Source organism: Candidatus Neomarinimicrobiota bacterium, assembly GCA_041862535.1.
Taxonomy (GTDB): Bacteria; Fidelibacterota; Marinisomatia; order SCGC-AAA003-L08; family TS1B11.
The window spans coordinates 1-8,519 of record JBGVTM010000288.1; the positions used below are offsets into that span (position 1 = coordinate 1).

Genomic DNA, 8,519 nt, shown 5'->3' on the forward strand with positions numbered 1-8,519 from the left:
GTTGAGCCGGCCGGCGGCCAGGAAGAGGATAACCCCAATCAGGACGAAAAAGATTGCGACCGTCCCAATCCGCTTGCGGATACCTGCCGCAACATCTAAATGATTCTCAGTGGGCGGGATTTCAGGTTCTGTGTTCATACGACCTCCCGGTTCGGGTTTATCGCCAGCAGCCCAGCCATTATTTTTAATGAAACCATACCGTCTTTAGAAGCCGGTTAGCAGGAATTTAGATAAAAACCGTGTTACGTGTAACAGTCAGCGGCATCAATTGGAAGCACTATATCTTGTCTATATAATGCCCCTGCGTAGATATTCCTAATAACATGAATGGAAATAATTCGCGCTATTCCACCAGGCTCAAATTAATTAAATAAGTAAATCGCGCCGTGCCGGGGTCTATCTGTAGTCTTATCCTTGGTATCCCCTGTCGGGGCAGGGGCTAGCGGGAAATTCAACAAAATCCATACAAAATTCAGCATTTTAAGATTTTCACCCGACGGGAGGCGTGAATCTGGAGTGTAGAATTTTCTACTCCATATCCAACGGAGCGGGAGCACTCGCGGGCTGATATGGCGGCGGCATCAACATAGTGCCGGAATATAAGTCAATGTCAACGGTTTGTCGTTCGCCTGGTGCGCCTGGTGCGCGAGAAGGGGAAAAAATGAACCGCAAAGACGCGAAGGGTAAAAAGGAAGATAAACTACCGATACTGCGGCGTCACCAGCCGGGACATGTAAAAGCCGGAGGGTACTCAAATCTAAATTCCCTACTGAGTCTAGGTGAGCCTTTTCGCATAGTTTGGTATGTACCAATTCCTCAAAAGATCAGGTCTCCAAAAGGATTTTATCGGTTTGAGCGAAGTTTCGTTATTTGCTCTTGAGCAATTTCTAATAAATCGAGATGAGCATCACCTGCATCGAGCAATAGTTTATCGGCAAGCTCGTAACGTTCAAGCGCCTTACCGGGTTCACCTAATACCTTCAAGAACTCCGCACAAAAAAATGTGATGACACTTCTTTCAGATACATCAGTAGTAGGCGCGAGGGCTTGGTCCATCACGTCTATAATATTCAGAGGCTTGGAACTTCGGTACCAGGGTTGAATTATTGTCTGGTAGGTCTGATAATCTGATGGAGCTTCCTGGATATATCGGAGGGTTACATCAAAGGCACCGTCCCAGTCATTCAACTCAAACATTAAAAGTAGAATAAGGTTTATTGAAGTTGCATGATGAGGATCGATAGCAAGAGCCGAACTATAAGCCTTAATTGCCTCGGGTATGTTACCAAGGTCCTTTAGTATACTGCCGAGCAAAGAGACTGCATCTGCTTTTAAATGCTTGTCAGTGTAAAGTGTGCATGCTGCCCGGGCTGGCTTCAGAGCATCTTGCACATTGCCTAGGGATAACTGAGCAAGCGCCAGATTATAGTGGCTCGTTGGAAAATCCGAATCTCTTTCAATGGATAGATTGTAACAACGTACCGCCTCTTCAAGGTTGCCTTGATAGTGGTAGTTAAGACCAATGACAAAATGGGAGTGGCTATCATCCGCACCCAACCGCTGTGCATCCAGGAAATAATCAGCGGCGCGTGGTATCAGTCCTTCACAACCCTCCAGACAACATCCGCAGTTATTAGAACACCAGTAATAATACATCCCAAGACCATAGGGACCCTCCCATCTCTCTGGATACTGGCTGATAATACTGGTGAATACTGAATCGCTGCGAAAGACTACAGCCTGGTATTCACCGGCTTTGCCTCTGACCAAGGTAATATCTATTGGTCCAACGAAATCAGATAGGGAGAAGATACTGCCACCAACTGCGTATATATAGTATTCGAAAGCGATCTCCTGCTTTTTGAGGGATATGGTAGGATTAGTATCGTCCGGATCGACCTCGTACAAAAACCCTATCGCGGACCAGTATTTCCCTTCACTGATGAGGCTATCTGCAACTGCGATCGCCTCACTTGATCTCTGTCCTCGAAGGGTTATGACCAGAAAGAATAGCAGGATAATAATGTAGTGTACTTGCTTCAGTTGCATGTGCCTAGTCCTTCCCTTTGTTCCATAATTAAATGTTGGGAGTTTTGGATTCGGGAATTTTCATCCTACTTCAGCACCACCATCTTGATGGCCTTGTGTCCACCCGGCATTGCAGTTGGATAAAATGTTATTCAACTCGTATGTCCCCATGCCCGTATGCTTCCACGAGAGTGAGGACCGAATCAACACTTTTCTGCCGGAACCATTGGTATTTGCACCGGTAAGTATCTGCTGCAACCCGTCGGCCTGAGTCATCTTCCCGGTACCAGACATCTTTCCAATAGCCTGCCTGCCTGCCTTTATTGACCAGCGTCTTCACCACTTTCTGGTCGCGATCTACGATCCAGATGAATACAAAGGTAGACTCCTCCAGTGCGGAGAGGATCGTGGTTGAGTCAACCGCGGGATTGGGGAAACTGGGCCCGATCTCATCTAGTAATGGGGGTCCTGGATCAGGTTCAGGTCGATACTGAATTCTCCAGTCATCCGGATCTTCCTTAAGAATGATCATGTTTCCCAGGCTATCAACGGTTGTAACGGTGATACCCTGGAACGGATGCTCCTCTTCAAATAGGTCACAGGTAATTAAGAAGATCGGCAGCAAAGCGCCGAGTGCCTTCAGGAAATTCCGCTTCATCCAATATTGGTTGTCTGTCTTTGGGTTCATCCTGGTACCTCCGACTCGCTGGTTGTACAACGTCCCGATATAACAAAGCAGGGTGAGTTCTTACTCAGTTATGTCAATGCTATCCTAAACTACATGACCGCATCAAAATTGACAAGCAATATCTTACGAATGATGGTGGTTGATAGAGAGCAAGGTTAAATAAGCTACTTGCAGACTAGGCAATGAACGAGTCAGGAAGTGGGCACCAATGGGCAAATACTTGCCCTCTTTTCCTGCCCCATTTTTGTTGTAGCGACAGAAGGTACATGAACTGAATCCCGCCGTTGGCGGGATCGTGGACGGGACTACTTTGAGACGCTACTTCAGCAGCAGCATCTTGATGGACTTGCTGTGACCCTTGGTCACTAATCGGGCGATGTAGACGCCGGAGGGAACTGAGCGGCCGGTCTGGTCGCGGCCATCCCACAGGGCTTGATAGTAGCCCGGTTCCTGGTAGCCGTCTACAAGTGTCGCAACTTCCCTACCCAGGAGATCGTAGACGATCAATGAGACCTCGCTGGCATGAGGCAGCTCGTAAAGGATGGTGGTGGCGGGATTGAAGGGATTGGGGTGGTTCTGCTTGAGCGAATACGCTTTCGGTAAATAACCCTCGGAGATATTTTCCGTTGATAACAACTCGATAAGTGGTCGACGCCAAATTCCATCGTTGGTACCTGCAAAGAGAAAGTCACTATTGGCACCAAGAGTAGTCACATAGCTATATCCCTCGAGGTTTAAACCTTCACTGACCTCTATCCAATTCGCACAACTATTAAGCGTTAGGTATATCTTATCACCAATAGCTGCAAAAAGCCCCTTATCAAACAACTTTAGATTCGCTACGATAGCATTGCCTGGCAGACCAGCATTAACGGACGTCCAGCTCAAACCATTATCGAGTGAACGGTATACTCCGTTACCGCCTGTCCCTGCAAACAGAACCGAATCTTTGGCCACCAGTGAATACACTTCATTTATGGGCAAATCCGAGCTAATAGAGGTCCAGGTTGTTCCATTATCAACTGTGCGGTATATCCCCTCATCATTTCCTGTGGCATAGAGGATTCCGCCTTCAGCAACGAGGGTAAGAATGCCTCCAGACACCACTGTGTCTGATGGCACTCTGTTCCAACTAGTACCCCTGTCTGGTGACTGATAAAGCTGGCCGAACGGATTCGCAAAAATATATCCATTACTCGCTTGGATTGAAGTTGCCCCATAATATGCTGAGAAAACAGAATCCCAAGACACACCATAGTCGCAAGAGCGGAAAATGCATGGAGCAGGAGGACAGAATCCAGCACAATCCCATGCGCTGACAGCGAAAAGAGTATCGTTAATAGAGTCAAATGCGAATATATCAATTGTTCCTATTCCTGCTAATGTGTCCCAACTCAGTCCATCGTTAGGAGAATAATAGATAGAGTCGCGAATAGCGGTAAAAATACCTCCTCCTTCCACAAATACAGCCCCGATCCATTTACCCGGAAAACCTGCTCGAGACCACTGTGACTCTGCCGTAGTTATTAAAAGCAGACAGATTACCAAGGAGGAGAGAAGTTTCTTCACCTCTACCTCAACAGCACCATTTTGATGGACTTCGCGAACTCCGGCGTAACCAGCCGGGATATGTAGATGCCGGAGGGGACTCTATCAGTAAACTAGTCATGCCAATGCCAAACTACCTTTTCATCTTTCCTGTTGTTCAGATAGTCTTCGAACTGTTCTTGGCTAGTCCATTCTTTAAGATGTCCATCGCAATCGTAGATTCGGCAGTAAGCACAGGAAGAGACGGGTATCTCGAAATGAAACAGGTAGCTGCCCCTATATTCATGCTGATAAATCACACTACCCATGTAATAAAGCTCACTTTCAGCTTCCTCTATCAACTCCATGAACCAGTCTGGATTCATTTCGCCGCAGATGTTGTATTCGTCATAACAGGAATTCTCCTCTGGTTCTTCGCAGCTAGGGAAGAAAAGAATCACAGATACTATCAACACAGTAGGTTTCAGGTAACTATTCATTATGATATCCACCTACGCTTCTGTAGGAATTGATGAATGTCAGTGCCCTTAGGCACTCGTCAGGCCGGGATGACTACAGATGTGAAGCTTGATTAATCGGGCAGGACGACGACAAGTGCCTTAGCTGCACCATAGTCTATCAATTAACATAGAAGTCTTCGTCAGAAGACTACTAGCGCAAAGTACGTAGCGTATTGTAAAGTGGCAAGCTAATTAGGGAAAGTTTCGCGAATCTACACTTTATTGGACAGGTAGGGATTTTTCTCCTCATAGTGCAGCGGACTTGTAATCCCTAGACGGGATTTTCGTCAGCCGTTCTTGTCAGCCGTTTTCTTTTGTCTACGGGAGCGCAGTGGCCTGAGCCCCGCTGTTGGCGGGATTGTAGACGGGACTGCTTTGAGACGCTACTTCAGCAGCAGCATCTTGATGGACTTGGAATACTCCGGAGCGCTCAACCGGGCAATTTAGATGCGGTGGGCACATGGCGGCGGAGTTTGTCCCAGCCGTTCCAGGTGACACGGTGCTTGCCTGCCGCGGAACGACCACTGGTCAGTACCTCGATTTCTTTCCCGAGCAGGTCGTAGACCGTTAATATCCCATAAGGACTGACGATTATTATTTGAGCTGGACAAGGGACAGATACAGCGAGCAACGTCCGGTAATCAGAAAACCTCCAGGACCACCACTGACCTGGCCGGTAAGGTAGCCACCAACTCATTGCCATTCAGCACCGCTGCGTCGAAAATCGTCGGCTTGACAGCTTCAGGGTTGTCAAAGGTGTTATGGCTATTTATTGCAGGAGCGGTGAGCACCTGGCCGGTCACACCTTTCGGTTTGGCGCCCCGGATCTCGCAGGTGAGCTCGGCGGGCCGGCGGGGATCAAGGTTGCAGATCGAGATATGGATTTTGCCATCAGCATCGCGCGAGGCCGAGGCCTGCAGGGCCGTGATAGCCTCATCGCCGTACCGATACTCCCTGCTGCGCAGCTCTACCGGTAGAAGGGTGGCGTCCTGATGCACCTTGAACATGTCAAAAACATGGTATGTGGGGGTAAGGACCATCTGCTCACCCTCGGTGAGGATAATGGCCTGGAGCACGTTCACCGTCTGGGCGATATTGGCCATTTTTACCCGGTCGCAGTGACGGTTGAAAATGTTCAGATTGATGGCAGCCACTAGTGCGTCGCGCAAGGTGTTCTGCTGGTACAGGAAGCCGGGATTGGTGCCTGGTTCTACATCATACCAGGCGCCCCACTCATCTACTAAAAGTGCCACGTTGCCATCAGGATCATACCTGTCCATGATGGCCTCGTGTCTGGTAAGAATGCTGTCCATCGCCAGTGTCTTTTGCAAGGTACCAAACCATTCGTACTCACCGAATTGGGTAGCAGATCCCTTCTTGTCCCAGTCCTCAAATACAGTGTATTTATGAACGCCGATGCCCTGCATGGCCCACCCCGGTACATTTTCCATCATCTCTTCCGTCCAACGATAATTCTCACCATATGAGCCGCTGGCGATCTTGAAAGGTTTATTCGCACCAAATGCCCGCACATAGGTTTGATATCGACGATAAATGTCGACATAGTATTCAACTCGCATGTTGCCGCCGCAGCCCCAGTTTTCATTACCGATACCCCAGAATTTCACCTTCCAAGGCTCGTCCCGCCCGTTCCGGCGGCGAAGGTCCGCCAGGGGACTGCGACCGTCAAAAGTAGTATACTCTACCCAGTCGGACAACTCTTCAACGGTACCGCTGCCGAGATTACCACTGATATATGGCTCGCAACCGACCAGTTCGCACAGATCCAGGAACTCATGGGTGCCAAAGTGATTGTTTTCGGTCACGCCGCCCCAATGGGTATTGACCATGGTGGGCCGGTGCTCGTGGGGACCAATGCCATCTTTCCAGTGGTATTCATCGGCGAAGCAGCCACCCGGCCAGCGGAGCACCGGCACCTTGATCTGTTTCAGCGCCGCGATTACGTCGTTGCGAATCCCGCGAGTGTTCGGGATCGAACTGTCCTCACCGACCCAAATGCCGCCGTATATGCAGCGTCCCAGGTGCTCAGAAAAATGCCCATATATATTCCGGTTAATAATATTCCGCCCCTGATCAGCGTGGATCACCAGCCTGTTTTCAGTGGCCCGGTCTTTGCCGCAGGTCATCATCGACAGCAGCACTGCTGCCGAGGTTAATAGTAGAATCAGCGGCGTTCCAGGCCGGGACACTTTATAATCATAAATAGGTATCATTGCTTTTATCCCTTCTCAATTACGCCGTCGCGAAGCTGGTATATTGGTAGGAAGTTTTTCGACCAGCATCCAATTTTTATAAAGTTAGGTAGCTCAAGCTTGAAAGAAAAGGGAGCCTGTCTCGATGGTTCAATGGAGTTCATCCCGCAATTGCGGGAATCCGAGCATCGCTTCGATCCTTCGGTTACTCCTTCGGCAGGCTCATGATGACCCTGCGGGTCGCATAAGCAGCACTCCCGCCTTTTGCGGGACTGTCCATAATGCTATTTAATGGCATCATTTTGATGGACTTGATTGAGCCCGTGTAATCGGATGGGCATAATGGTCAGTTGATGACCAGAAGCAGTAAAAGAATAACCGCTATAACGAACGCCACAAGATAGGGGATTCGCAGATGCCTGGCACAATTCCAGCAGCGGTACCCCAATAATGGGCCATAGAACAGGGGCCAAAGGGGATTGAGCCAAACACCTTCCGCTTCATCACGAGGAATGCTCTTATGGCAGGTAGCACACAGCCTGGTTTCGGTACTTGGAACCTTCATATACACCTTACTTCAGCAGCACCCCCGCCTACGGCGGGACTTTTCGTGCGCTATTTCAATAAAAGCATCTTAACCGCTTTGCTGTACTCCGGTGTTGTTAGTCGGGCGATGTAGATGCCGGAGGGGAGTTCATAGCCATCTACATTTCGGCCATTCCACTGCGTCTGGTGATAGCCCGGTTCCATGTAACCATCCACCAGCCGAGCCACCTCCCGCCCCAGCAGGTCGTATACCATCAGCGACACCTCACCCGCCATCGGCAGGTCGAAACGGATGGTTGTCGTGGGATTGAAGGGATTAGGAAAGGCCGGGGCCAGGTAAAATGCAGCCGGTGCTGGCTCAGCCCTACCCGTACCGAGCAGTGGGTATTTCACTACCTCCAGGTTATCGATCTGCATGTCATCGTATATGATCCCACCGACCCATATCTGAATCCTTAAGGAATCAATCCCGCCGATCTGGAGGTCCTTCTCGGCCTGATAGAAGGTCCAATTCAGGGAATCAGTACAGACCTCAACCATCTTAGTGGCTGGGGCATACCAATCCGCCGGCCCAACCACAACGCAACCACTACCAGGTGTAACCTCACCGGCCTTACCCCAGAAGGAAAGTCGATACGTGCCGTCACCCGTTGTGCAGGGAATATCAATCCAGGCTGCCGGTTGGAGACAACCCCCACCGACCAGTAACGAACGCGAGCCCTGACCGGGAGCCGGATCCTCAACGAACATCCAGTAGCCGAGACCGACCCAGTCGGTAGTATCCTCCGGGACTTCGAACGAGTTGTTGTAGATGACCAGGGAGTCTGTGGAGGCGGTCTGGGCCTGGAGAACGCAAAGTGCCACCACCAACCATGCTATTAGAAAGCGAGGTAAGTTATCTATCTTCATCGTCCTGCATCCCTTTCTTTTCTTTTTATAATCCTGCACAACAAAAAAAACAGCTGCCAGTCATAGTAGAGGCTCATTATGGCGTAT

Annotated in this window: 6 protein-coding genes; all 6 read right to left on the bottom strand. The window is 49.5% G+C overall.

Annotated elements, in window-relative coordinates; genetic code table 11:
- Positions 1-843: 843 nt before the first annotated feature.
- Entirely contained in the window at positions 844-2,049 is a 1,206-nt protein-coding gene (locus tag ACETWG_10670) for a tetratricopeptide repeat protein (GenBank protein MFB0517047.1), read from the bottom strand.
- Positions 2,050-2,176: 127 nt separating this feature from the next.
- Positions 2,177-2,716: a hypothetical protein gene (locus tag ACETWG_10675; protein ID MFB0517048.1), complete on the bottom strand. Its 540-nt coding sequence runs from the start codon at positions 2,714-2,716 to the stop codon at positions 2,177-2,179.
- Positions 2,717-3,034: 318 nt separating this feature from the next.
- A complete protein-coding gene (locus tag ACETWG_10680) occupies positions 3,035-3,838 on the bottom strand; it encodes a FlgD immunoglobulin-like domain containing protein (protein MFB0517049.1) in 804 nt (267 codons plus the stop codon).
- A gap of 539 nt (positions 3,839-4,377) precedes the next feature.
- Positions 4,378-4,743, bottom strand: a complete 366-nt coding sequence (locus ACETWG_10685; protein ID MFB0517050.1) for a hypothetical protein — start codon at positions 4,741-4,743, stop codon at positions 4,378-4,380.
- Positions 4,744-5,405: 662 nt separating this feature from the next.
- Positions 5,406-6,911 carry an alpha-N-arabinofuranosidase gene (locus ACETWG_10690; protein MFB0517051.1) on the bottom strand — a complete coding sequence of 502 codons (1,506 nt, stop codon included), beginning with the start codon at positions 6,909-6,911 and terminating at the stop codon, positions 5,406-5,408.
- A 681-nt stretch (positions 6,912-7,592) separates the two neighbouring features.
- A complete protein-coding gene (locus tag ACETWG_10695) occupies positions 7,593-8,432 on the bottom strand; it encodes a T9SS type A sorting domain-containing protein (GenBank protein ID MFB0517052.1) in 840 nt (279 codons plus the stop codon).
- Positions 8,433-8,519: the final 87 nt, after the last annotated feature.

Coding starts and splice junctions, on each gene's coding strand:
- ACETWG_10675 (MFB0517048.1), bottom strand. CDS start 2,716: ATGAACCCAAAGACAGACAACCAATATTGGATGAAGCGGAATTTCCTG.
- ACETWG_10690 (MFB0517051.1), bottom strand. CDS start 6,911: ATGACCTGCGGCAAAGACCGGGCCACTGAAAACAGGCTGGTGATCCAC.
- ACETWG_10695 (MFB0517052.1), bottom strand. CDS start 8,432: ATGAAGATAGATAACTTACCTCGCTTTCTAATAGCATGGTTGGTGGTG.
- ACETWG_10670 (MFB0517047.1), bottom strand. CDS start 2,049: ATGCAACTGAAGCAAGTACACTACATTATTATCCTGCTATTCTTTCTG.
- ACETWG_10685 (MFB0517050.1), bottom strand. CDS start 4,743: ATGAATAGTTACCTGAAACCTACTGTGTTGATAGTATCTGTGATTCTT.